Source organism: Pseudoalteromonas sp. PPB1 (genome assembly GCF_015356275.1).
Classification (GTDB): domain Bacteria; phylum Pseudomonadota; class Gammaproteobacteria; order Enterobacterales; family Alteromonadaceae; genus Pseudoalteromonas; species Pseudoalteromonas rubra_D.
On sequence record NZ_JACEQV010000027.1, the window covers coordinates 24,097 to 46,733 of the forward strand.

General features: G+C 49.4%; 21 protein-coding genes. 4 read left to right on the top strand and 17 right to left on the bottom strand.

The window, feature by feature from the left end:
* Window positions 1–16: 16 nt before the first annotated feature.
* Window positions 17–748: a TrmH family RNA methyltransferase gene (locus tag IY568_RS20595; protein WP_194868538.1), complete on the bottom strand. Its 732-nt coding sequence runs from the start codon at window positions 746–748 to the stop codon at window positions 17–19.
* 134 nt (window positions 749–882) lie between these two features.
* Between IY568_RS20595 and IY568_RS20600 the strand changes: the two genes are divergently transcribed.
* Window positions 883–1,179 carry a hypothetical protein gene (locus IY568_RS20600; protein WP_125564433.1) on the top strand — a complete coding sequence of 99 codons (297 nt, stop codon included), beginning with the start codon at window positions 883–885 and terminating at the stop codon, window positions 1,177–1,179.
* Between the two features lie 81 nt (window positions 1,180–1,260).
* Here IY568_RS20600 and IY568_RS20605 read toward each other — a convergent pair whose 3' ends face one another.
* Window positions 1,261–1,863: a CBS domain-containing protein gene (locus tag IY568_RS20605; protein ID WP_125564431.1), complete on the bottom strand. Its 603-nt coding sequence runs from the start codon at window positions 1,861–1,863 to the stop codon at window positions 1,261–1,263.
* A 221-nt stretch (window positions 1,864–2,084) separates the two neighbouring features.
* Window positions 2,085–2,360: a hypothetical protein gene (locus IY568_RS20610; RefSeq protein WP_194868539.1), complete on the bottom strand. Its 276-nt coding sequence runs from the start codon at window positions 2,358–2,360 to the stop codon at window positions 2,085–2,087.
* A 255-nt stretch (window positions 2,361–2,615) separates the two neighbouring features.
* Between IY568_RS20610 and cysZ the strand changes: the two genes are divergently transcribed.
* A complete protein-coding gene (gene cysZ / locus IY568_RS20615) occupies window positions 2,616–3,344 on the top strand; it encodes a sulfate transporter CysZ (protein ID WP_125564427.1) in 729 nt (242 codons plus the stop codon).
* A 43-nt stretch (window positions 3,345–3,387) separates the two neighbouring features.
* Here the strand turns inward: cysZ and IY568_RS20620 are convergent, their stop codons facing one another.
* A complete protein-coding gene (locus tag IY568_RS20620; RefSeq protein ID WP_125564426.1) occupies window positions 3,388–4,917 on the bottom strand; it encodes a response regulator in 1,530 nt (509 codons plus the stop codon).
* A 154-nt stretch (window positions 4,918–5,071) separates the two neighbouring features.
* Here IY568_RS20620 and IY568_RS20625 point away from each other — a divergent pair, with 154 nt between their 5' ends.
* Window positions 5,072–10,618 carry a response regulator gene (locus tag IY568_RS20625; protein WP_194868540.1) on the top strand — a complete coding sequence of 1,849 codons (5,547 nt, stop codon included), beginning with the start codon at window positions 5,072–5,074 and terminating at the stop codon, window positions 10,616–10,618.
* Window positions 10,619–10,649: 31 nt separating this feature from the next.
* Here the strand turns inward: IY568_RS20625 and IY568_RS20630 are convergent, their stop codons facing one another.
* Both IY568_RS20630 and IY568_RS20635 read right to left on the bottom strand, forming a co-directional pair.
* Entirely contained in the window at window positions 10,650–10,940 is a 291-nt protein-coding gene (locus tag IY568_RS20630; protein WP_125564422.1) for a hypothetical protein, read from the bottom strand.
* A gap of 98 nt (window positions 10,941–11,038) precedes the next feature.
* A complete protein-coding gene (locus IY568_RS20635; protein WP_125564420.1) occupies window positions 11,039–11,542 on the bottom strand; it encodes an AAA family ATPase in 504 nt (167 codons plus the stop codon).
* Between the two features lie 248 nt (window positions 11,543–11,790).
* Here IY568_RS20635 and IY568_RS20640 point away from each other — a divergent pair, with 248 nt between their 5' ends.
* The gene (locus IY568_RS20640; protein ID WP_125564418.1) at window positions 11,791–12,243 is read left to right on the top strand and encodes a hypothetical protein; all 453 of its coding nucleotides are present in this window, start codon (window positions 11,791–11,793) and stop codon (window positions 12,241–12,243) included.
* A gap of 87 nt (window positions 12,244–12,330) precedes the next feature.
* On the opposite strand, the gene rlmM is transcribed toward IY568_RS20640, so the two are convergent.
* The 11 genes from rlmM to prfA form a co-directional block, all read right to left on the bottom strand.
* Complete coding sequence (rlmM, locus tag IY568_RS20645; RefSeq protein WP_125564416.1) at window positions 12,331–13,416, bottom strand: 23S rRNA (cytidine(2498)-2'-O)-methyltransferase RlmM; 1,086 nt, start codon at window positions 13,414–13,416, stop codon at window positions 12,331–12,333.
* A 23-nt stretch (window positions 13,417–13,439) separates the two neighbouring features.
* On the bottom strand, window positions 13,440–13,808 hold the full coding sequence (locus IY568_RS20650; protein WP_138539637.1) for a DUF423 domain-containing protein: 369 nt from the start codon (window positions 13,806–13,808) through the stop codon (window positions 13,440–13,442).
* Window positions 13,801–14,463 (bottom strand): alpha/beta family hydrolase, encoded by a 663-nt coding sequence (locus IY568_RS20655; RefSeq protein WP_194868541.1) that lies wholly within the window; start codon window positions 14,461–14,463, stop codon window positions 13,801–13,803. Before IY568_RS20655 ends, IY568_RS20650 begins: the two co-directional genes overlap by 8 nt.
* On the bottom strand, window positions 14,460–15,353 hold the full coding sequence (locus IY568_RS20660; RefSeq protein ID WP_194868542.1) for a transcriptional regulator GcvA: 894 nt from the start codon (window positions 15,351–15,353) through the stop codon (window positions 14,460–14,462). Before IY568_RS20660 ends, IY568_RS20655 begins: the two co-directional genes overlap by 4 nt.
* Before the next feature lie 62 nt (window positions 15,354–15,415).
* Entirely contained in the window at window positions 15,416–16,270 is an 855-nt protein-coding gene (gene kdsA / locus IY568_RS20665; protein ID WP_194868543.1) for a 3-deoxy-8-phosphooctulonate synthase, read from the bottom strand.
* A 33-nt stretch (window positions 16,271–16,303) separates the two neighbouring features.
* Window positions 16,304–17,554 (bottom strand): DUF819 domain-containing protein, encoded by a 1,251-nt coding sequence (locus tag IY568_RS20670; protein ID WP_194868544.1) that lies wholly within the window; start codon window positions 17,552–17,554, stop codon window positions 16,304–16,306.
* Between the two features lie 101 nt (window positions 17,555–17,655).
* Entirely contained in the window at window positions 17,656–18,459 is an 804-nt protein-coding gene (locus IY568_RS20675) for a tetratricopeptide repeat protein (protein WP_125564407.1), read from the bottom strand.
* Between the two features lie 142 nt (window positions 18,460–18,601).
* Entirely contained in the window at window positions 18,602–18,976 is a 375-nt protein-coding gene (locus IY568_RS20680) for a SirB2 family protein (RefSeq protein WP_125564405.1), read from the bottom strand.
* 25 nt (window positions 18,977–19,001) lie between these two features.
* Window positions 19,002–20,543 (bottom strand): DUF3369 domain-containing protein, encoded by a 1,542-nt coding sequence (locus IY568_RS20685; RefSeq protein ID WP_125564403.1) that lies wholly within the window; start codon window positions 20,541–20,543, stop codon window positions 19,002–19,004.
* A 160-nt stretch (window positions 20,544–20,703) separates the two neighbouring features.
* A complete protein-coding gene (prmC, locus tag IY568_RS20690) occupies window positions 20,704–21,552 on the bottom strand; it encodes a peptide chain release factor N(5)-glutamine methyltransferase (RefSeq protein ID WP_194868545.1) in 849 nt (282 codons plus the stop codon).
* Window positions 21,552–22,637: a peptide chain release factor 1 gene (gene prfA, locus IY568_RS20695; RefSeq protein WP_194868546.1), complete on the bottom strand. Its 1,086-nt coding sequence runs from the start codon at window positions 22,635–22,637 to the stop codon at window positions 21,552–21,554. The genes prmC and prfA overlap by 1 nt, the downstream gene beginning before the upstream one ends.

A 22,637-nucleotide genomic window follows, 5' to 3' on the forward strand; every position in this document is an offset into this window, starting at 1 on the left:
TCAAGGTCACACCACCTTAGCTGTGGCGTTTAATGTTATCAAGAATGATCCCCGTCGCCATCGCCACGTTTAGTGACTCTGCACCACCAAATGCCGGGATGGTTATGGGCTGATTAATATGCTGTGCCACTGCATCGCTGATACCATGAGATTCGCTGCCCATCACGAGTATGCCACGCGCAGCAAAAGGCGTCGTATGCACGCTCTCACCTTCTAAAAAAGCCCCATAAACCGGGCCATCATAATCTTGCAGTAAAGCACACAGATCCGTTCTGATCACCGCAACACGCGCGAAAGAACCCATGGTCGCGCTGATCACTTTCGGATTCAGATGATCTGCACAGTGCTCACTGAGTACAATTTGGCTCAAACCATACCAGTCCGCAACTCGAATAATGGTACCCAGGTTGCCCGGATCTGATACATCATCCAGCGCCAGGATCAACCCTTGCGTGTTCAGCTCTGCCTGTGGCTCAGTCTGGGCAACGGCAATAGCCGCATTGTTGCTGACTAACGTGCTGACCTTACTCAGCTCAACCTCATCGCACAGCACCACGTCATGACCTTCCAACAAAGCCCGGTTATCGGCAATAAAATCGGCGCTGGCAAAGAGGTGTTTAACCGGCTTACCTGCAATGAGCAACTCCTGGACATTTTTCGCCCCCTGCACCAGGTACAGACCATGTTGTTTGCGATATTTTTTTTGCGCCAGAGCGCGGAGCAGCTTTTGTTGATTTTTCGACAGCATACCTACCTCATTGGTTTACCCGCGAAGTATAACCGCAATGACACAGAAAAGGCAGAGTCATCCATCAGCTTGCTTGCCAAAGTCCCGTTGCGCACCTTAAAATAGGGACTTCTTCATACCTATAAGCTGTATTTATGTCCATTGAACTTCAGGTCATCCTGCTCAACGTCATCATTTTATGTTTGGCCTACTTTGTCATTTACCCCCGCTACGCTGGTAATGATCTGAAAAAGGTCTCTGTTCAGGATTTAATCGCAACCGCCGTCTCACTGGCTATTGTCGGCTCGGTCTACTACGACTCCGGGTTATCGTTTTCTCTGGTCTTGTTCGAGGTCAACTGGGCTTGGTTTACCGTTATTTCCTTTACTCTGATTGAACTACCTTTGTGCTACTGGTACGCCAAACGTCATGGTGTTAAATTTCCAGAGTAATAAAAAAGGCACCCGCGGGTGCCTTGGCGTTAATTTACATTAACTTTAGGAAATAAATCGGTTGGACTATGTTGATTGGGGTTACAACTCACTGTGGTGCAACACAGACACCACAATGTCGTTAAAGTGTTCGGCTGGCCGCAGCTGATTAACAGAGCGACCACCAGCCTTGATCAACTCGACCAAATCAAAGTAACCGCAAATCTGACCGGTTTCAGGTGCTGTCACCAATAAGTAATCCAGGCCATGCGCTTCCATGGTCACCAGTACATCACCAGCACGCGCGGTACGAAGTTCGGTCAGGCTCACCTGCTTGAGTGTTTTCAATGGCAACATGACATCGGTGGCAACCAGCTCATTGCGTTGACAACCTCGCAACTGGGCTTCTTTTAAAATATGTCGACTCCCCAGCCGGGCTTGCGAAATAATCCCCAGTAATGCGCCATCCTGCGCGACAAACATTGAGGCCACATGGGTTTTGTTGAGCACCAGCGTGGCTTCATCAACACTGGTATCCGGGTCCAGACACACCGAATTCTGACCATCCAGATTATGCATGTATTTTTGTGCCGATACAGACAAGCGATCAAGCCCATTGTTATCAACGTCATTTATCAATGGATTAGCCTGTACAGGCATGTCGGTGGTCACATCAAGCGTATTGAGTCTGTTAAACGTATTCATTATTCACCTCTGTTTCGGGAATCGACCAAGGTGCTCTGCCACTGATAGCAGACAGCGAATCAATCTCAAATAAACAAATCGATTGATGCTTGCCTTTGGCTAAGTGTATTCACATTGGTCGTTGTCAGTCGCTTAGTTGTTAAAACAGTAGCGCTGACTTTAAGCACATCACGACACGGCCTGTCAGTCAGGCGTGTACATTCAAATTAAAAATGAGTGGCTTAAACGGCGAAAGGTGGGGCTCGGATCCCCTGGTGATAGTGAGTAAACGGATGGTATAGGCTAACGATATCGAGAAAATCTCGGACAGGCTGAATGGATTCCTGTTTGGTTGCACCAGGTAAAGGAATATCAAGGTCACTGTCTAGCTTACCTTCGTCCGGATCGGTTAAAAGCTCTGACAGCTGCGTGGTTTTGACTGACGCACTGCTGCCAGCGGCGTTCACTGTCAGTGACACCATCAGACACAATGCTAATAACCAAAAACGCGATTGCATGGGCAAACTCCCTCACGACGATATTTTCAATGTATAGGCAAGCAGATGCTGTTTCAACCAGCAAAGTGCAATAATCTGCAAATTAATTGTACCCCGGGCCTGCCAAAGCCCTTGGCAAAACCACCATCTACTCAAAAAACTGACTAAAACACAATAAGATGGCAAAGCATGCACAATTTGTTACTGATTAGACTGCCCTTTTTATGTTGCCCGGATTTATAATGAAGGCAGAACTTTCAGTACAGAGGTATCTCAATGCAACTTACCAAGGGGATGGAATATTTTGTCGCGGGCTTTTCATTGTTGAGCCAAAAAGGACTTAAACGTTTTGTGTTTATTCCACTACTTATCAATGTGATGTTGTTTGGCGGCTCATTGTTTTTCCTATATGACTGGCTGACACAAGGCTTTGCTTATCTCAATGATTTGTTACCTGACTGGCTCAGCTGGCTGGAATGGTTAATGTGGCCCATTGCCGTACTCGTGATTTTATTCAGCTACAGTTTGGTATTTTCTGTGATCACTAACTTTATCGCCGCGCCATTCAATGGCTTGCTTTCTGAGAAGGTCGAGCTGTTTCTGACCGGGCAAAAAATTAACGATGATGGCTTTGCCGATTTGGTAAAAGATGTGCCACGTATGCTGGGGCGCGAATGGAGCAAGCTGGTTTACTACCTGCCGCGTGCCATTGGCTTTTTCATCCTGTTGTGGATGCTGCCGCTGATTGGCCAGATACTTTGGGTGTTATTTTCGTGCTGGATGTACAATGTGCAGTATAACGACTACCCGTTTGATAATCATAAAATCTCTTTCAAAGAGATGAAGGATACCTTAAAAGCGCATCAGGGCCTGTCATATGGCTTTGGCTTTGCTGTCATGGTGCTGACCAGCATTCCAATAGTGAATCTGATTGTGATGCCGGCCGCGGTGTGCGGGGCCACGAAATTGTGGGTCGAGAATTATCGCCCTAAATATCGCAATTAACTCTCAGCACTTTCTTCCCGGGCAACATCAGCTGCTCGGGAGACTAACTTACTTTTTCTCCTAACGGCAAACTCACCGTCACCTCAGTGCCGCGTTGCTCATCGGTATTAAACGCTATCTGTCCATGCTGCGCTTCGGCAAGTAATTTGGCGGTGTAAGTGCCTACCCCTGCTCTGTCAGGCTTACCAAAGGTCACAAACTTGTCGAAGAAACGCGTTCTGACGCCGTCCGGTATGGGGTCTGGATTTTGAATGATCACCGTGAGTTGCTGCTCCGCTGGCTGCGCACTGATGGTCACCAGGGGCTTAGCATTCACAGCCTCCAACGCGTTAGTGATTAGGTTATGAAATAAGGTATAACACAGCGCTGGCTCACCAAAAAACATGAGATCTTTAGACACCACGGTACGTAGCTGAACTTTGTGTTCTTCTACCAACGGGGCTAAATCTTCCAGCACGGATTCAATCACTTTGTGCAGGGGGTGATTGAGCGGGTTGAGCCGATACTCATTCGCTTCGATTTTTGCCAGCGCTGACATACTGTCCATGGCATGTTGGAGACGCAAACAACTATGTTGAATATAGCTCAGATACCGCTTTGCTCGCTCCGGATCTTTAATGTGCCGTGCAAGCAATGCCGTTGAGCTACGAATATCCGACACCGGTTTTGCAAGGTTTGTTTGGGTCAGGCTGTCAAACTCGTCCCGCAGCCTGGCATTATCCAGCATCGCATCTATCTGTGCACGCATCAGGCGATTCGATTCAATATTACGGCAATGGGCTCGTACCCGAGACTTTACCACTGATGGGTTGGCCGGTTTGGTAATGTAATCGACCGCGCCAAGCTCAAGCCCCCGCACAACGTGCTCGGTTTGTTCCAGCGCGGTTAAAAAAATCACGGTAATATGCTGAGTATGTGGGTCGTCTTTGAGGCGACGGCATACTTCCAGCCCATCCATACCCGGCATCATAATATCCAGTAAGACCAAGTCGGGTTGCGGTTCAGCAGCGCAGATCTGCAAGGCTTTTGCACCACTCAGCGCTGCTTTGACCTTGTACTCTTTACGCAGCACATCACCAATAATTTTGATATTGTCTGCGACATCATCAACCACCAGCACCTGAATGGGTTGCTCCACAACTGCTTCTTCTTCGCCCATTTCTCCATGGTAGGGCCGAACAGGTTTATTCAGCGCCCTGCGCAGCCGTTCTAACATGATTTTACTGGAAAAAGGCTTTACCACATATTCAGACACACCACATTTAATGGCCTGTAGCACCTGAGATTGCTGTATAGAGGTGGCAGTCATGACAAACGGGATGGCTGCCGTACGCGGGTTTTTCCGCACTTCTTTTAATAAGTCGATCCCCGCCAGCTTGGGCAGCATCCAGTCGGCGATAATGAGGTGAATATCCTGATATTGCAACTTATCGAGGGCATCGGCACCATTGGGGCTCTGTAACACATTGACCCGCCCAAGACCGGTCACAATATTAGCCACCATAGAGCGAATGGTCTCGTGCGCTTCAACAACCAGGATGGTCATAGTGGTTACTGCACTGCCATTGTCCATTCTTCTCTCCTAAAGCCAACTGCCTCCCAATGAGGCCGGCACAGTTAAGGTGTTGCAAGGTCAGAAAATTTATTTGCTGTTATTGTGCACATGTTATTATTATCTGTCTAACATTTGTACAACGAATTAACTGACCAGCCAGCAGGCCAACGCTATGTCCGTCACCTCAGTTTTATGCCCGACCCAAACACTGCGCTACGGTTTTGCACTCACTGTTAGTTTAGCGGTGAAATTGCTCTTGTGTGTGCTCTTCGCTCAAAAAGTACTGGCCACGACACTAAAAATTGAGAATATCGCCACTTATAACGGCTTGAATACCCCACAGATCTACGCTGTCAGTAAAGATCAGCAGGGGTTTATGTGGTTTGGCAGCGCAGACGGCATTAAACGCTATGATGGCTATCAATTTAGTAACTTTAAACACGACCCGAACGATCCTCATTCACTGTCTGCTGACAGTGTCAGTGTCTTACTATTTGATACCCGTGGCCGTTTATGGGCTGGCACCTGGGGCGGTGGCCTGAATCTGTTTTTAGGCGCTCAGCAAGGATTTCAGCACTTTCGTTATGATCCGGATAATCCGCAGTCTCTGGGTGCAGACAAAGTACAAGCCCTATTTGAAAGTGCGGATGGCAGCTTGTTGATTGGCACCAATGGCGGCGGTCTTAACCGTCTCAAAGCAGATGGCAGCGGGTTTGAGCGTTTTACCCATGAACCGGGCAACCCAAGCAGCCTGGGTAACAACCGGGTTTGGAGCATAACCGAGGACAATGCGGGCAATATCTGGTGTGGTACCTCAGATGGACTTTACCGGCTTGACCGCCAAAGTGGCCAGTTTAGTGCATTTAAAGTGGCACCACAGTCACTCGACCATCCGGAGGTCAGGCAGGTCTCCGTTGCCGCCGATGGTCGACTTTGGGTAGCCACGCGCACAAGCTTTGGCCACTTTGATCCGGACACGCAGCGCTTTCATACCTATCAGCTCAATGAACACAGCCTGCCGAGCGTATCCAGTCTGTTGCACCATCAAGGTGACATTCTGTTGTCAACATTTGCGGGTATCTATCGCTTCTCACCCATACAGGAAAAGTTCATCCCTACTGCACAGGATGGCAAGCTGGCCTTATTGCAAAACCGAGACGTGCGGCAGGTGTTAATTGATCAGACCGGGCTGATGTGGGCCGCAACGCGCTATTCTGGCGTCATTAAAGTATTCCCTCACCCGCCCGCCTTTAAGGCCTGGCATCACTTTCTGGCAGATCAGCAGCTTTCCGGACTATTTAATCAGGTACTGAGTATGGCTCAGGCCATTGAAGGCGGCGTGTGGCTTGGCACCGGTCGCGGTCTGGTACATTTTGATGGCCATGGACAATTTATCCCGTTTGCTTCGCCTGAGGAGCTGACGGGCGATTATCGGCTCAGAGTACACCACCTCAACCGGGACATTGATGGCCAGCTTTATGCAGGTACCAGTTTTGGGCTGTTTAAAGTCGATGAGCTAACGCGCACTTTGACGCCCTTTATGCCACCAGGCGTGCGAGAAAACTCCCCCGTCGACTACATTAATTTTGATACTCAGGGATGGCTTTGGCTAATCATTGCCGGTGAACGCAGAGTCACACGCTGGCACCCACCAAGCGGTGAAGTAAAGCACTTCTTACCCAATACAGACCCCACTTTTGTGTTGATTGACAGCGATGATCAGGTCTGGATAGGCAGCGACGGGGATGGCCTGTTTCGCCTGAGCCCGGACTTAACACAAATACAGCACTACCTGCCCGATAACACCCCCACCAGTCTGGATGGTCGCCATATCAATCAGGGTATTCAAAGCGGCCGTAACCTGTGGTTTGCCAGCAATAACGGCATTACCCGTTTCGCACTCGATCAGGGCCAGTTTCGGCGCTTTAGTAATACCACCTCACAAGCCAATTTTGCGGTGAAATCCATTGTTGCTGATGAACTGGGACTGTTGTGGCTGGCAACCTCTGGCGGTGTGTTTCAGCTTGACCCGCTCAGTGGGATCTTTCATCAGTTTACCACCCATGACGGACTGGGTAACAACCACTTCCTGGCACGCTCATTTGTGACCTTTGATGAACAGATCCTGTTTGGCAGCATAGATGGCATTACCGGATTTAATCCGCTTACTGTCTATGTCAATATCTCACCGCCACCACTGGTCTTTACGCATGCCGATTTAGATGGCGAACGCCTAAATAAACTCGATACCGGCATTGAATTTACCCATAGAGACAGAAATCTGGCCGTGTATTTCGCCGCACTGGATTACCATGCGACTGAAGATAACCGCTACCGCTATAAGTTATTGGGACACGATGCCGACTGGAGTGCAATCACAGATACGCCACGCGCCAACTATCGGTCGCTGCCACCCGGAGAGTACGTGTTACAAGTGTTAGGCAGTAATAATCATGGTGTCTGGAATGACACTCCAATTGGGCTACAGATCATTTCGCTGCCAGCCTGGTATGAAACCTTGTGGTTTAAAGTACTATTGCCTGCAGTGCTCATTATCTCGATCGTCACTATAGTGCACATCCGAGAGCGCAGACTGCGTCTGGCCAGCTTAAAACTGGAACAAAAAGTTGCTCAGCGCACTCAGGACCTGGTGGTACTGGGTGAAGTAGGTAAAGAAGTCGCCGCAACCTATGACATGAAGGTCATTTGCGAAACCATCTATCAACACTTAAAGCAAACCTTACCCTGTGAGTTTTGCGCGGTAGGTATTTACCACCGCGACCAGCAGTATATTGATTACATTTATGCCGTGCAGGATGATGAACCGTTTTCAGCGTTGATCAGCAAGCTCACCACCAGCCGCGGTGCCGACGTGTATTGTGTCAAAGAAGCTACCCAAGTGTATGCGGCCTGCCCCCAGGACTGGCAGAAACTGGCGCTGGATGCCGCAGACAATCTCCACGGTGACGCCACACAAAGTGTTTTTTGTGCTCCGCTGGTGGTCGACGGTGAGGTGCTGGGCGTATTTACCCTGCAATTTAACCATGAGCATGCGCTCACCCGCGCGCAACGGGCGATATTACGGGTGGTGGCCAACCACCTTGCCGTCGCCCTGGCAAATTCCTTGTCCTATGGCGAGCTCAAAGAAGCAGAACAACGGCTGGAACTGGCAATGTCCGGCGCCAACGCGGGCACCTGGGAGTGGGATATCAGCAGTGGCCAGCTGATCACCAATGAGGTCTGGTCAGAAATGCTGGGCTACCAGTGTGATGAGCTTGAGCAACGCTATGGCCCCAGTATTGCCCGCTGGCACCAACTCATTCACCCCGACGACTTGAGTGCTACCGAAGACGCGTTACTGGTCCATGCGCGGGGCGAAAGCGATACCTTTCGCCATGAAATGCGGATGAAATGTGCCGATGGTAGCTGGAAATGGATCCTCAGCATTGGCCGCAGTGTCGTGGCCAAACATGGCCCTGGTGGTAAGGAAGTGTTTGGGATCCACATGGATATCAGCGATGCCAAAGCGCTACAGGTAGCTCTGCAAAAAGCCAAAGATAAAGCGGAAAGTGCCACTCAGGCCAAGTCCGACTTTTTATCAAATATGTCGCATGAAATCCGCACCCCCATGAACGCCATCATTGGTATGAGTTACCTGGCACTGCAAACGGCTTTGAATCGTCAGCAACGCAACTATGTGGAGAAGATCAATCGCAGTGCCGAGTCACTCCTTGGGATCATCAATGATATTCTCGATTTTTCTAAAATTGAGGCTGGTCGGCTGGATATTGAAGCCATCGAGTTTGACCTGGAAGAAACCCTCACTCAGAGCATTGACCTGTTAGCCATCAAAGCCCGGGAAAAAGACATTGAGCTGTGTGTCATGCTGGATCCCGGGATCCCGGCACGCCTGATAGGCGACCCACTGCGGATCTCACAAATATTGTTAAATTTAGGTAGCAATGCCATCAAGTTCACCGATGAAGGCGGTGATGTGATCATTGATGTATCGCCACAGGCAGGCGACAAAGAAACCCTCACACTGGCATTTGCGGTCATAGACACCGGCATTGGTATGACCGAGGAGCAACAGCAAAAACTGTTTAAATCCTTCAGCCAGGCGGATACTTCAACAACCCGTAAATATGGTGGAACCGGTCTGGGGCTCGCCATCTGTAAAAAGCTGGTGGAGCTGATGGGCGGTCAGATCAGCTGCCAGAGTATTGCCGGTGAAGGCAGTACTTTTGCGTTTGAGATTGTGGTGCAACTGTGTGACTGCAACAACGCAACTTTGCCGGCATTGTCCGTGCAGCATGCCATCATTGTTGATGACAATCAGTATGCCGCGGCGACCCTGAAACGCTACCTGCACGCCTTTGAGATCAGCGCAGAGCCTGTCAGCAAAGACTGCCTCAACGAGGATGCAGAAGCTTTGGTGAAAGCACAATTCATTCTGGCTGACAGTCGCAGTATGCATGCTTTACCCGACCCGCTGCGCGCGAAGCTACCCGTCGTACTGCTAAATCATAACGGGGATAGCACAGAAGCCGATGTCAGCTATACCCTATCAAAACCAGTTTTCCCCAAGCCGCTTGCCGCCTGCCTGCTCAGTCTGTTCGGCGACCCAAGTACCTACGAGCAACACGATACGACCACTGATGAACAGCCTGATTCTGTCGCGGGCGCTCACTTACTGCTGGTAGAGGACAATGACCTAAACCAGGAGCTGGCCATAGCCTTGCTGGAAAAAAATGGTATTCGGGTTGATGTCGCCGAACATGGTCAGCTGGCACTGGAAATGCTGCAACAGCGTGATTACGACGGCGTGCTCATGGACTGCCAGATGCCAGTGATGGATGGATACAGCGCGACCGAAGCTATCCGTCAACAGCCCAGATGGCAGGACCTGCCAGTCATTGCTATGACCGCCAGTGTGATGCTCGATAATCGTCAAAAGGCGCTGGAATGTGGCATGAATGACATCATTGAAAAACCCCTGAATCCACGCAAAATGTTCGCCACACTCGCTCGCTGGATAACCCCAGCACAGCCAACGAATATATCCACCAGCAGCGAACGTCTGCCTTCAGTAAAACCAGATGAACCAGGGAACTTATCGACGATTACCGGGCTGGATACCCAGGCTGGACTGGCCATCAGTGAAGGCGACATAGCCCTGTACAAAAAGCTGCTGATGCGCTTTTGTGACAAACAGACTCAATTTGCACACGCCTTCGCCGAGGCGCAGACCGACGCCGATCCAAAGGGGCCGATGCGGTGTGCCCATACGCTCAAAGGCAGCGCTGGAAATGTTGGGGCAATTCAGGTCGCGCAGCTGGCCGCTGAATTAGAAACCGCCTGTGCTAACAATGCACCTGTACAACCCGTATTGGATGAGCTATTAATCAACCTGACGACGCTTATTGATGCACTTAAACTGTCATTGAATGAGCAGCAAGCCCGTGAACACAGCAGCGAAACAAGTCTTCCAGCAAACGCACATCAGGATATTGATATCGCGGCCTTACTCGCGGAGCTCAGAGGCATGATCAGTGATTCTGATATGGATGCCAGCGACCGGGCTGAAACACTGCTCGAAGCGCTCAGCGGCACCCCTCGACAAGCGTTGGCAGAACAACTGTTTACCCAGATTGAGGATTTTGATTTTGATGGCGCAGGAGAGACTTTGACGGCGCTTGAACAACAACTGCCAGACTGAATTTCGGGTGTGCAGTTGCCCAACATCATGCTCAGCGTTCCACTCTATGCCAGGTTGTGACGTCGCCGTGCTCAGAAACAAGTACGAGCTGTTTGGCAGTGGTACTTTTCACCTTAAACTGAAACTGGTGCTCAACAGACGAGAAGTTGAGTGTTTCGGTCACCGAGAGCATTTCACCTTCCAGTCTCCAGGTGCCTGTTACCTTGTTTCTGTGTGCTTCCCCGAATTGAGCAGAGGAAAAAACCTCTTCGACAATACACGTTCGCTGCGCTTTTTCAAAAAAACTCACAAACCTGAGTAGTTCTGAGATTCGGGCCGGCATCAGTCATCGTCCACACACCCAGTAGTTTACTCGTCAAAGGCACATCAACCCTGACTGTATGACAACCGGAAAATAAAATCATCACTGGCAATATAAACCTAACTCTCATTGATGCGCTCCCTGCAAACTAAAGTCAGGTGTTCATTTGCTTCAGGTGGTTCAAAATACTGGCTAACCTGATAAAACACCGCTTCGTTATCAAACTGTGCTCGCGCTGGCTGTTCACTACGGCGCTTGGCTAATTGTGCCAAACACTGTGTATCACTGACATCCAGATAGTAAAGCTGATGTTCAGCCTGTACCGCTTCGCTCAGCTCAACAAACCAGGCGCGTTGTCGCCGGGTATTAGCCGGAAAATCCATTACCACATTCAGACCTAGTTGCAACAGGCTTTGTACATGGGCTTTGATAAAAGGTTTGATTAACCGGGATTTCTCGATGTAATCATCAAAGGTATTGATTTGGCCCGGGTAATGCGCCGCCAGCCAGTCATCCTCAGACAGCACCACTGCCTGATGCTCCTGAGCCAGCTGGCGCGACAGGGTGGATTTGCCAGCCCCCATCTTGCCGCATAAATAGTAGAGTGTGCCACGTGATATCATAGATTCTTCCTTAAATAATATAAAATCGAAAGCCTGAGTGTCAGCGCTTTTGCTTGCCCAGTCAATCTCTCACCCTCAACAGGAGTCGATAAGTCATGGCCTTTGGCTTACCAAACGACAAAGTACCTGTAGATTTGTAAGACTAAATTAAGTAAAAGATCTTGGATACGACTTCATATGGAATATTATAAGTACTCTTTTGCAGGGGTCGGCCATGGGCCTGCGTATACAATCAGGACTAATACGAAATGCCAGTCAATATATCTGAAAAACAATGGAATGACGCAATTCAAAACAGTGAAGCGGACCCTGGTTTAATCTATGCGAAATCTGTGTTTTTTAACCAGCCTGAGCGAAAGATAATAACGCGGTTTCAAATCAATTTTATTGAGCGTACAGATGAGCTCAGGTTTATGCCAGCCAATTTAATGATGGCTTATTTGCCCTATTTTGTTCGCTTTATCATCACGTGCAGACACGACGAATTTGATAAATCAGCAATAGCAGATTGTTTTTTCTCCTTACTGGAGGGCAAGCTAAGTGACGATACAATCAACACCATAGAACTCTTACACAAAAGTAAAGATGCGTTACTTTTTATCTCGAACAGACTGGATGAATTTAATACCGACCCCGATATCTACGGCAATTTACAACCACGGCTGCACCATTTAATCACGCTGCTCGATCAAAAGGCTTAATATCAGAGGCCGTTTTTCGTTTTATGAGTGGCAATTTGGCTAAGAGTGGAACAGGCGACAATCAACAAGACTACCGCCGAACAGAACTTAGCTGTAGAGGTTTTGCGGTACTTTCAGTACCTGAATGTGCACGGTCACTTCTTCGCGGTCGTGATAGAGGTGTTTGGCCTGTAGCTCATAGCCTACGCCGTACTTTTTCAGCTCATCACGGATCAGCGTCAAACATTCGTAGACGGTATCAAAGCGCTTTTTCATTGGCAGCTTAAGGTTGAAGATAAGCTCGCGAACAAAACCATTCACTATCCAGTCGACCATCAGCTCGCTGACGCGGGTTGGTTTTTCAACCATATCACACACCAGCCAGTCGATGTTGCGCTTTTCTGGACGGTATTTAAAGCCGTCTTCGCGGAAGTGTTTTACCTGCCCGGTTTCCATCAAGTCATCGTTCATCGGGCCATTGTCGATTGCCGCCACAAATAACCCACGGCGCACCAACTGATAGGTCCAGCCACCCGGGCAAGCGCCCAAATCTACGCCACGCATGCCAGAGCGGACTCGGTCTGGCTCGTTTTCTTTACCGACAAAAACGTTGAACGCTTCATCCAGCTTGAGCGTTGAGCGACTGGGGGCATCGGCCGGCATTTTAAGCCTGGGGATCCCCATAAAGAAAGGCGAGTTGTTGTTACTAAATGAGTAACCAACATAGGCAGTATCGTTAGCCAGAAACAGCACATGTAGGACTGGCTTATGGGCTTTGTGGTCGCGGGTCAGCTTATTTTGCTTCTCCAGCGCTTTGGCAAGTGGCGTCGAAAACTTCTTACAGAACTTCGACAACTCCTTGCCTTCATTGGTATCCGGAGTTTCTACCCGCAGATCGCCACACAAAGGAAAATCACCAACCACCTGTTTGATCTCAGACACCCTGTCTTCAACAGGCATTTTGCTTAACAGCACACCAGCAAACCACTGACGGGCAAATACCAGGCTAGAAAAATCAACCTGCTTGAGTAGCAGCTCACTCTGAGCCGGGTCAAAACACTCAAAGGTCACATAGCCTGTATTAGGCTTCGCTTTCACGTAACCGGCAACATTATGTAACGCAGCATGATGCGTAATTTCGGCCGCTGCATCGCTTTCAAAGCCGCTTCGGCAATAAATAACCACACTAGACATAGTGATAAAAAGTCTCTAATCAATTAAAAGGGCTGACGGGCAACCTGAAACAGCAGCCAGGCCCAGCCAAGAATAAAACACAGTCCGCCCAGTGGCGTAATCGGTCCCAGCCACTTAGCGCCGGTCAGCGCCAGCAAATACAAACTGCCGCTGAAAAGGACAATCCCGGTCGCAAATAAATACCCCGAGAGCTGAACTTTCACGCCCCACTTCAACAGCAGGGCCACGGCCAACAGAGCCAGACCATGCGTCATCTGATATTCAGCGCCGGTTTTAAAAATGCCAATAGCATAGTCACTCAAACGGCTTTTCAGACCGTGGGCAGCAAAAGCCCCCAGCATGACGGACAACATACAAAATGTTCCACCCAGCAATAAGAATAGCTTAGCCATTGAGTATCTCCGCAATTTTAGCTGCAATGGTCTCAGCTGCGAGCTGGCGGTTTTGCGCTTCTGTCAGGCCACTGGCTTTGCGCGGCTTCAAGGAATGGTCACCATCTTTAAGCCATACCAGCTCAGGCCAGCTCTGATCTTCAGCTTGCGCTGCCAAAGCACTGACCTCAGCATGATTACCAAAGGTATCACGCTCTCCTTGCAACACCACAAAAGGGCAAGGGATGTCAGCAAAGTGCTCGGTACGCAGCTTCTCTGGTTTGCCCGGTGGGTGAAACGGATAGCCCAACGCAAACACACCCCGTACCTGAATACCCTCTTCACACACCAGCATCGAAGCCATTCGCCCGCCCATCGACTTACCACCAATAAACACAGGTAAGGTATCCAGCTGAGCACTCAGGACATCCCGGTAATGTGACAACAGCTTAGGAGCACGCTCAGGCGGACGACGCTTATCTTGTGCCTTCGCTATCTGCATATAACCAAAGTCAAACAGCCCAACGGTGACCCCCAGAGTACTCAATCGGGTGGCCATATCCTGCATAAAATCACTGTCCCGGCCAGCGCCCGCGCCATGAGCCAGGACCAACTGCGCCTGAGGTTGCTCAGCGTGGTGCCACTCTATATCAATTTTTACTTCGCTCTGCGTCATTGTTGTTCCTGCTCTACCATTTCCAGCATCCAGTTTTTGAAGGACACAATTTTACCTAATTCCGCCTGTGATTCACGACATACCAAATAATAGGCATTTTTACTTTCCAGATGGTGACTGAATGGGATGATCAAGCGCCCTGCATCCAGATCGGGTTTTGCCAGTACACTGTTGCCCAGCGCGATCCCCTGACCATGCACAGCCGCCTGAGTCACCATCGAAGAATGGCTAAAAATAGGTCCGGTATTGGCAGGGACATTCCGTACTCCTGCGGTTTTGAGCCAGGCTTTCCAGGCACGTCGGGTGGTATCGTGCAACAGGGTATGATTTGCCAAGTCGCAGGGCTGATTAAGCGGCTTAGGACCATTGAGCAATAACGGGCTACACATGGGCACCAGATACTCAGTGTGCAGCTTATGCGTTTGCACCCCACTCCAGCTACCCCGGCCATAATAGATGGCCACGTCCACATCATCCGTTAATGAGTTCTCATCCATGTCCTGCGCTTTTATCCGCACATCAATGTCTGGATGTAGTTCATTAAACAAGCTCAGTCTGGGCACCAGCCACTGAATCGCAAAACTCGGCGTCAGACTAACCGTCAACGAGCCTTTCGCTCCCCGTGCCAGTAATTTTTCTGTGGCATCGATCAGCTGAGAAAACAGCTCTTTTATATCCAGGAAGTAACCCTGCCCTTCTTCCGTTAACAGCAAGGACCTGTTTTTACGTAAGAAGAGTTTAACCCCAAGGTGCTCTTCCAGAATCTTGATCTGGTGACTGATAGCAGCCTGAGTCACAAACAACTCTTCGGCGGCTTTGGTAAAACTCAGATGCCGGGCTGCGGCTTCAAAAGCTTTCAGTGCATTTAATGGGGGTAATCGTCGTGACATGGCACAAATTCCGAACCAGGCTGATGGAAATGGCGGAACACGCTCCGCCTACAATTATCGGGTTACAGATCAGCAGCGCTGGTATCTAACGGAGCAAACCCTTTGACCAGATCATCCACGGCTTTCATCTGTTGCAGGTAGCCTTCCAGCTTAGCCAGAGGTAAAGCACAAGGGCCGTCACATTTGGCTTCATTTGGATTCGGGTGCGCTTCAATAAACAAGCCCGCCAGGCCCAACGCCATACCACTGCGTGCCAGTTCCGCCGCCTGAGCACGACGCCCATCCGCGGAGTCACTGCGGCCCCCCGGGCGCTGCAACGCATGTGTGGCATCAAAAATCACCGGTGCCATATGCTTCATGTCATCCATCCCCAGCATATCAACCACCAGGTTGTTGTAACCAAAGCTGGTGCCACGCTCACACAAGATCACTCGCTCATTGCCCGCTTCACTCATCTTCTTGATGATATGATGCATCTCGTGCGGTGCCAGAAATTGCGGTTTCTTTACGTTGATGACGTTGCCTGTTTTAGCCATCGCCACAACCAGATCGGTTTGACGAGCCAAAAAGGCTGGCAACTGGATCACATCAACGACTTCAGCAACCGGAGCCGCCTGATGCGGCTCATGCACATCAGTGATCAACGGCACATTAAAAGTGCTTTTGATTTCTTCGAAAATTTTAAGCCCTTCTTCCATACCTGGACCACGGTAGGAGTTAATAGAAGAACGATTAGCTTTATCAAACGAGGCTTTAAACACATAAGGAATGCCCAGCTTGCTGGTCACCTCAACATAGTGCTCAGCAATGCGCATTGCCAAATCACGTGATTCCAGCACATTCATGCCACCAAACAGCACGAAAGGTTTGTCGTTAGCAACTTCGATGTCTGCTACTTTAATAATCTGTGTATTCATTGTCTTTCCTAAAATAGTCGCTAACTGGCAGCGCTAGCTGCCAATCACACGTAAAATTTGTCCGCACAGCCAGGCAGCGTAGGTGCCCAATGCATAGCCCAATACCGCCAACAGCACGCCTACCGGGGCCAGTGCCGGGTGGAATGCTGACGCAACAACGGGGGCCGAGGCCGCACCACCAATGTTGGCTTTGCTGCCAACGGCCACGTAAAACACGGGCGCTTTAATGAGTTTAGCCACCAGAAATAATAGTCCCACATGCACCGCCATCCAGATCAGACCGATCACCACATATTTAGGCGCTTCAACAATTTTGGTGATGTCCATGTGCAAACCTATGGTTGCGACCAGAATGTACAAAAAGCTGCTCCCGACCTTGGAGGCCCCCACAGCTTCGAAGTTACGGGCCTTAGTGAATGACAATGCCAAGCCGATGGTTGTCACCAACACGATAATCCAGAACAACTTTGAATGCAGAGAAAACTTTTTCAGTTCCGGGAAGTTGCTGGCGAAATAAGGGACCAGGAGATCGGCAGCAAAATGCGCCAGACCGGTTGCACCAAAGGCAAAGGCAATCAGCAACATTAAATCTTGCAATTCCGGGCGTCTTGCGTGTTCTGCCTCGAAGGCCTGTACTTTGTTAATCAAACGCTCAATCGATGCCGTATCCGCCCCGGTGCGCGCATCTATTTCTTTGTGCCTGGCAGCCAAAAATAACAGCCCAGCCATCCATAAGTTGGCAACAACAATATCCACGGTCACCATGATGGTAAAGATTTCTCCCCCGGCACCGTAAATTTCTTTCATTGCCACCATGTTGGCACCGCCGCCAATCCAGCTACCGGCCAATGCTGCCATGCCACGCCAAACGGCTTCTGGCCCTTCGACGCCAAGCAACTCAGGCATAAATGTAGCAGTGATGAGCAGTGCAATCGGCCCGCCCAGTACGACGCCAACCGTGCCGGTCAGAAACATAATAATCGCGCGTTTACCCAGCCCCATAATCGACTTCAGGTCGATACTTAAGGTCAGGAGTACCAAACAAGCTGGCAGTAAAAAGTACTTAGCAACCGTATATACATCGTTGCCACTGCCATCCACAATTCCGAAGGTATTCAATAAAGATGGCAGGAAGTAGCACATCAATAAGGCAGGTACATAGCGATAAAACTTAGCCCAAAACCCGGTTTTCAGATTGGAGGTATAAAATACGAACCCCAGAATGACAGCCAGCAGGCCAAGCACTACAGCATTATTGGTAATGAGTACACTACTCTCTTGCATAGGATCTCTCTGTTTCCTTGATTATACAAAAACCGCCTGGGGACCGTGCCAGATCACTGACTGACCCAGAAGTCCCATCATACAGAGTGCGCTGATCTCACTTAATGGAGGATATTATTGTGATCGGCCAGTTCTGCGATTTGATTTTGAATGAGTTCAATGGTTGGATCATCCGGGCACTCATCAACAAAAAACTGCAGGTCATCTTTGGCCATTTTAGGGCAATTAAGTTGGTTCAGCAGGTAGCCTCGGTCACGGCGCTCATAGGGGTCATCGCCCAGCAGCTCCATCAACATCTCCACACAGCTTAGTGCATGACCAAACTTCTCCGCAGCAATAAAGGACCATTTTTGTTGAGCCAGGTAAAGCTTAAAAGCTTCCTCGCCAAATACCAACTCCATGGGTTCCTGCTCTTTGTCGTCGCCGTTTTCCGGGATCACATACCAAGACTGATGGCCGGAGCTTGGGTCGATAATGTACCCTTCTTCATCACTCAACGCGATATGCACCAGCACATCGCCCTGATTAATGGCCAGGCTTGCGTTCAGACGTGCTCGCTCCAGCAAATGCACCAGAATAAGGGCTAACGCCATACTGGTACCGCTGTGCATTTTAAGCACATAGCACACATTATTGAGCAAGTGTTCGGGCACTTTTTGGTCTGTGCCGCTGAACAACCACTGGGTATAAAACGCATCAAGCAGTGCATCTACACACTTATGCTTGTCATCATTTTGATAACAAATAGCGTCAACGGCCTGCTCCAGTTCAGCGAGCAAACATAGCGTGTGTGAAGTATCCGCTTGAGCATCCCAGTGCGGCTCTGCCCAGATACAACGTAACAAGGCAGGCGTCGAAAAATGATCCGTACTTGTGTCGTGTTCATCGAACCAGATATCAGTCATAAATAACGAACTGTTTTCTACTGTCTATAGTCATAATGGGCTAGTGTAACATTTTTCAACACATTCCCAAGGGGATTTTTATTTTGAGGAAAATTGACGATGTGGGCAGGGAAAGCGGGCAACGATGCTGCCCGCATGTCTATCAGAGTATCAGCGCATTTTTAGCACTGGCAAGGTAACCAACGGCCAGCAGTGTGACAGTTGCCATGACCAGTGCACCAACCTGCTTAGCTTTTGTTGTAGATTTCGCAATCACGAAACCTAGCGCTATATATGCAATGACTAAAACAATTTTTTCCATCAACCAGGGTTGCTGTGCCGGGTTCAGACTCGCCATTACTGCCAGCGATACCGCCGAAATCAACAGTACAGTATCCACACTGTGGCTAGCGATGAAGACCCCTTTGTTGGCTGCCAGTTTACCACTGGCCAAACGCGAAATAGCACGGGTATAAAACAAAATAATACTTAAAACTGCAAACATCACATGCGTGTGTTTAAGTGCCATGTAATCCAAAATTGCCCCTTATTAAATTTTAAAATCAATCTTGTAAGCGAGTCAGGATCTGTTCCAGCTCGTCTGTAACCTCATTAAATACGTCTACCAGTTTCGGATCAAAGTGTTTGCCTTTCTGGCTGTTAATTTCTGCGATCACCTCTTCCAGACTGAATGCTGGGCGATAACAGCGCTCATGACGCATAGAGTCGTATACATCGGCAATCGCTGCAATACGACCAAAAATATGAATCTCCTCGCCTTTTTTACCGCTCGGATAGCCGCTGCCATCCCACTTTTCATGATGATCTCGGGCAATCATCGCTCCGGCATTAACGATTTCACGGCGCGAGTCGCGCAGTATCTGATACCCTTTTTGGGTATGAGATTTCATCACGTCCCATTCTTCTGGCGCAAGCTTGTTGGGCTTGTTTAAAATGGCATCGGGAATACCCACATTCCCTACATCGTGCAAGGGCGAAGCCAGTCTGATCAGCTCAGCTTCACGGTAGCTCAGGCCATAGTGCTTGGCCATTACATAGCATATGTTGGCAACGCGCTTTACATGATTTCCCGACTCAGTAGAACGCTGTTCAAGCGCTTCACTCAGGCGGTAAACCAGTTCCTGTTGGGTGTCTTCAATCTCAGCCTGCAACTGAACGTTTTCATACGCCAGTTGTACGTTTTGCGAGAAAATTTTGATCAGGTGTTTTTGCGTGTCGGTCAGAAACTCCGGGATCCCCGAAACAAACAGCATGGAGGCATGATTATATTCGCTTGAACAATAGGCAAACAAATAGTTGTCCTTGTATACGATCCCTCTGTCCTGCAAAGCCTGTCGGCATGCTTCCATTTGCTCAGTATCCAGTACATCTTCTATGGGCTTGCCTTCACTTCGGGCAAATTCGCCACGGCCGGTAAATACCACCAGTTTGTCACTGCTATTGCTGGGATCATTACTGGCCACCAAAGAGGTGGCGTAAATCGCTTCATCCACGGTTCCCAGCAAAGACGTCAGCTGCTGTATAACGCCTTCAATAAACTGGTCAATAGAATGGGAAGCAAAAATATTACGAGATGCTGTGATGATTTTTTCCAGCCCCTGACGAGACTGATCAATTGACAAAATATCCCGATAAGAACGCAAACTCGACATCACCACGGTAAACAGCTTTTGCGCCGTCAGCTCGGTTTTAGATTTGTAGTCATTGATATCATAATTAACAATGACCTGACGCTCCGGTGCCTGGCCTGGCTGACCCGTACGCAAAATAATGCGGATATTATTGTTCTTGGCAGTTTCGCGGATGTACTGTGCTACCCTCAGGCCTGCATCATCCGTTTCCATCACCACATCAAGCAATACAATCGCAGCGTCGGGATGGTCCATAACCACCTTTTTTGCTTCCTCGCCGGAATAGGCACTGAGGAACTCCAGGCGCTTTTTCTGAAACTCAAAATCGCTGAGCGCGAGCTTGGTCACCGCATGCACTTCAGGTTCATCATCAACAATGATCACCTTCCAGGTGCCACTTTTTTCCTGTACTTCCGAATCACTTGGCTCGTCTGAAAACAAAAAATCATCCATTGGAGAGTCCTTAACACTCTTTTTGTACTCGTATCTCGCCAGTATTGCGCACGCTGACGGTCATGAAGCAGGTTGGCGATAACCGAGCTGTCCACCACAATACGGTATCACTGCACTATGCATAATGCCTGCACAAGGCAATTTAGATAATCAGCAACGATTATTGTGGCTTTTGCGCCATCGTTACCCTATCACAGCCTGCCATATCTTTTATTGTAAGTATATTGCGATAGTTCATTTGTGCAAAAATCTGCTGAACACCAGCAGCTTGCTGATACCCGTGTTCAAACATCAGATAACCATCCGGTGCCAGATATTGCAGTGCCTGCTCAGTAATATGACGGATATCGGCATAACCTTCATCCGGCGCCACCAGGGCTGATAAAGGTTCGAAACGGACATCGCCCTGATTCAGGTGCTCATCCGTTTCACATATATACGGGGGGTTGCTGACAATCAAATCAAAGCGCTGATCTGACAAGGCTGAAAACCAGTCGCTCTGGCGGATCTGTACATGCTCAAAACCCAGCCGTTGGCGGTTTTTCTCTGCCAGAGCCACCGCGTCATGAGAGTAGTCTACACCAATAAGCTGCCAGTCAGGCTGCTCCGACGCCAGCGCCAGCACAATAGCGCCCGTACCAGTCCCCAGGTCAACGACTCGAGCATCTGTCGGCAGGGGTAAGGTCAATGCATGCTCAACCAGGGTTTCCGTATCTGGCCGGGGAATGAGGGTGCTATTATTGACATACAGAGGCAAACTCCAGAACTCGCGTTCCCCCGTCAGATGGGCGACTGGCTCACCCGCTTTTCGACGTGCAATGAGTGATTCAAATAATTGATATTGCTCTGCATTCAGCTCGGCTTCTGGCCACGCGAATAAGTAACTGCGGTTCTTCTGAAGAATGTGTAAAAGCAGCACTTCGGCATCGAGTTTCGCTGACTCTGAGCTACTTTGAAGTTGCGAACTCGCCCAGGCAATCGCCTGAGCAAGATTGGGATTCTGCGCCATTAGTCGTCGCCCATGGCTGCTAACAGATCAGCCTGATACTCCAACACTAACGGATCGATAACGGCACCCAGGTCGCCGGCCACCACTTCATTAAGACGATACAGCGTAAGGTTAATGCGGTGGTCCGTGATACGTCCTTGCGGATAGTTATACGTACGGATACGTTCAGAGCGGTCACCACTGCCAACCAGGTTTCGACGTTCGCTGGCTTCTTCTGCCTGACGCTTTTCATCTTCAGCCTGCTGCAGTCGGGCGCCCAGTACTGACAACGCTTTCGCACGGTTTTTATGCTGCGAACGCTCATCCTGACACTCAACCACAACTCCGGTCGGAATGTGAGTAATACGAATTGCAGAATCGGTTTTGTTAACGTGCTGACCACCGGCACCAGATGCACGGAAGGTATCGACCTTGAGGTCCGATGGGTTAATTTCAATGGCTTCTGCTTCTGGAATTTCTGCCATCACAGCAACTGTACACGCTGAGGTATGAACACGGCCCTGAGATTCTGTTTCTGGTACACGTTGTACACGGTGTGCGCCCGACTCAAACTTCAGCTTACCGTAAACGCCATCCCCTTTGATGTTGGCTATCACCTCTTTATAGCCACCGTGCTCACCTTCATTGGCACTGACCACTTCGACCTGCCACTTTTGTGCTTCTGCATAGCGACTGTACATACGGAATAAATCACCTGCGAAAATCGCAGCTTCATCCCCACCGGTACCGGCACGAACTTCAAGGAATACGTTATTGTCGTCTTTCGGGTCTTTTGGCAGCATCAGGATCTGGAGTTGCTCCTCCAGCTCTGAAATTTGTTGTTTTGCTTCTTTGTATTCTTCCTGAGCCATTTCACGCATGTCAGGATCTGAGTCTTTTAGCATTTCTTCAGCCGCAGCAACGTTTTCCTGGGCCTGCTGGTAGGCAGTGAACGCCTTAACGACATCTTCCAGCTCTGAATATTCTTTTGATAACGCGCGAAAACGGTTTTGATCGCCAATAACTTCCGGATCCCCCAGCATGGCTTCCACTTCTTCGTGGCGCTCTACCAGGGTTTCCAATTTACGATAGACGGACTCTTTCAT

What these genes read in the sequence shown, in the direction of transcription:
- IY568_RS20595 (WP_194868538.1), bottom strand. Translation starts at nt 748, where the DNA reads ATGCTGTCGAAAAATCAACAAAAGCTGCTCCGCGCTCTGGCGCAAAAA.
- IY568_RS20600 (WP_125564433.1), top strand. Translation starts at nt 883, where the DNA reads ATGTCCATTGAACTTCAGGTCATCCTGCTCAACGTCATCATTTTATGT.
- IY568_RS20605 (WP_125564431.1), bottom strand. Translation starts at nt 1,863, where the DNA reads ATGAATACGTTTAACAGACTCAATACGCTTGATGTGACCACCGACATG.
- IY568_RS20610 (WP_194868539.1), bottom strand. Translation starts at nt 2,360, where the DNA reads ATGCAATCGCGTTTTTGGTTATTAGCATTGTGTCTGATGGTGTCACTG.
- cysZ (WP_125564427.1), top strand. Translation starts at nt 2,616, where the DNA reads ATGCAACTTACCAAGGGGATGGAATATTTTGTCGCGGGCTTTTCATTG.
- IY568_RS20620 (WP_125564426.1), bottom strand. Translation starts at nt 4,917, where the DNA reads ATGGACAATGGCAGTGCAGTAACCACTATGACCATCCTGGTTGTTGAA.
- IY568_RS20625 (WP_194868540.1), top strand. Translation starts at nt 5,072, where the DNA reads ATGTCCGTCACCTCAGTTTTATGCCCGACCCAAACACTGCGCTACGGT.
- IY568_RS20630 (WP_125564422.1), bottom strand. Translation starts at nt 10,940, where the DNA reads ATGCCGGCCCGAATCTCAGAACTACTCAGGTTTGTGAGTTTTTTTGAA.
- IY568_RS20635 (WP_125564420.1), bottom strand. Translation starts at nt 11,542, where the DNA reads ATGATATCACGTGGCACACTCTACTATTTATGCGGCAAGATGGGGGCT.
- IY568_RS20640 (WP_125564418.1), top strand. Translation starts at nt 11,791, where the DNA reads ATGCCAGTCAATATATCTGAAAAACAATGGAATGACGCAATTCAAAAC.
- rlmM (WP_125564416.1), bottom strand. Translation starts at nt 13,416, where the DNA reads ATGTCTAGTGTGGTTATTTATTGCCGAAGCGGCTTTGAAAGCGATGCA.
- IY568_RS20650 (WP_138539637.1), bottom strand. Translation starts at nt 13,808, where the DNA reads ATGGCTAAGCTATTCTTATTGCTGGGTGGAACATTTTGTATGTTGTCC.
- IY568_RS20655 (WP_194868541.1), bottom strand. Translation starts at nt 14,463, where the DNA reads ATGACGCAGAGCGAAGTAAAAATTGATATAGAGTGGCACCACGCTGAG.
- IY568_RS20660 (WP_194868542.1), bottom strand. Translation starts at nt 15,353, where the DNA reads ATGTCACGACGATTACCCCCATTAAATGCACTGAAAGCTTTTGAAGCC.
- kdsA (WP_194868543.1), bottom strand. Translation starts at nt 16,270, where the DNA reads ATGAATACACAGATTATTAAAGTAGCAGACATCGAAGTTGCTAACGAC.
- IY568_RS20670 (WP_194868544.1), bottom strand. Translation starts at nt 17,554, where the DNA reads ATGCAAGAGAGTAGTGTACTCATTACCAATAATGCTGTAGTGCTTGGC.
- IY568_RS20675 (WP_125564407.1), bottom strand. Translation starts at nt 18,459, where the DNA reads ATGACTGATATCTGGTTCGATGAACACGACACAAGTACGGATCATTTT.
- IY568_RS20685 (WP_125564403.1), bottom strand. Translation starts at nt 20,543, where the DNA reads ATGGATGATTTTTTGTTTTCAGACGAGCCAAGTGATTCGGAAGTACAG.
- prmC (WP_194868545.1), bottom strand. Translation starts at nt 21,552, where the DNA reads ATGGCGCAGAATCCCAATCTTGCTCAGGCGATTGCCTGGGCGAGTTCG.
- prfA (WP_194868546.1), bottom strand. Translation starts at nt 22,637, where the DNA reads ATGAAAGAGTCCGTCTATCGTAAATTGGAAACCCTGGTAGAGCGCCAC.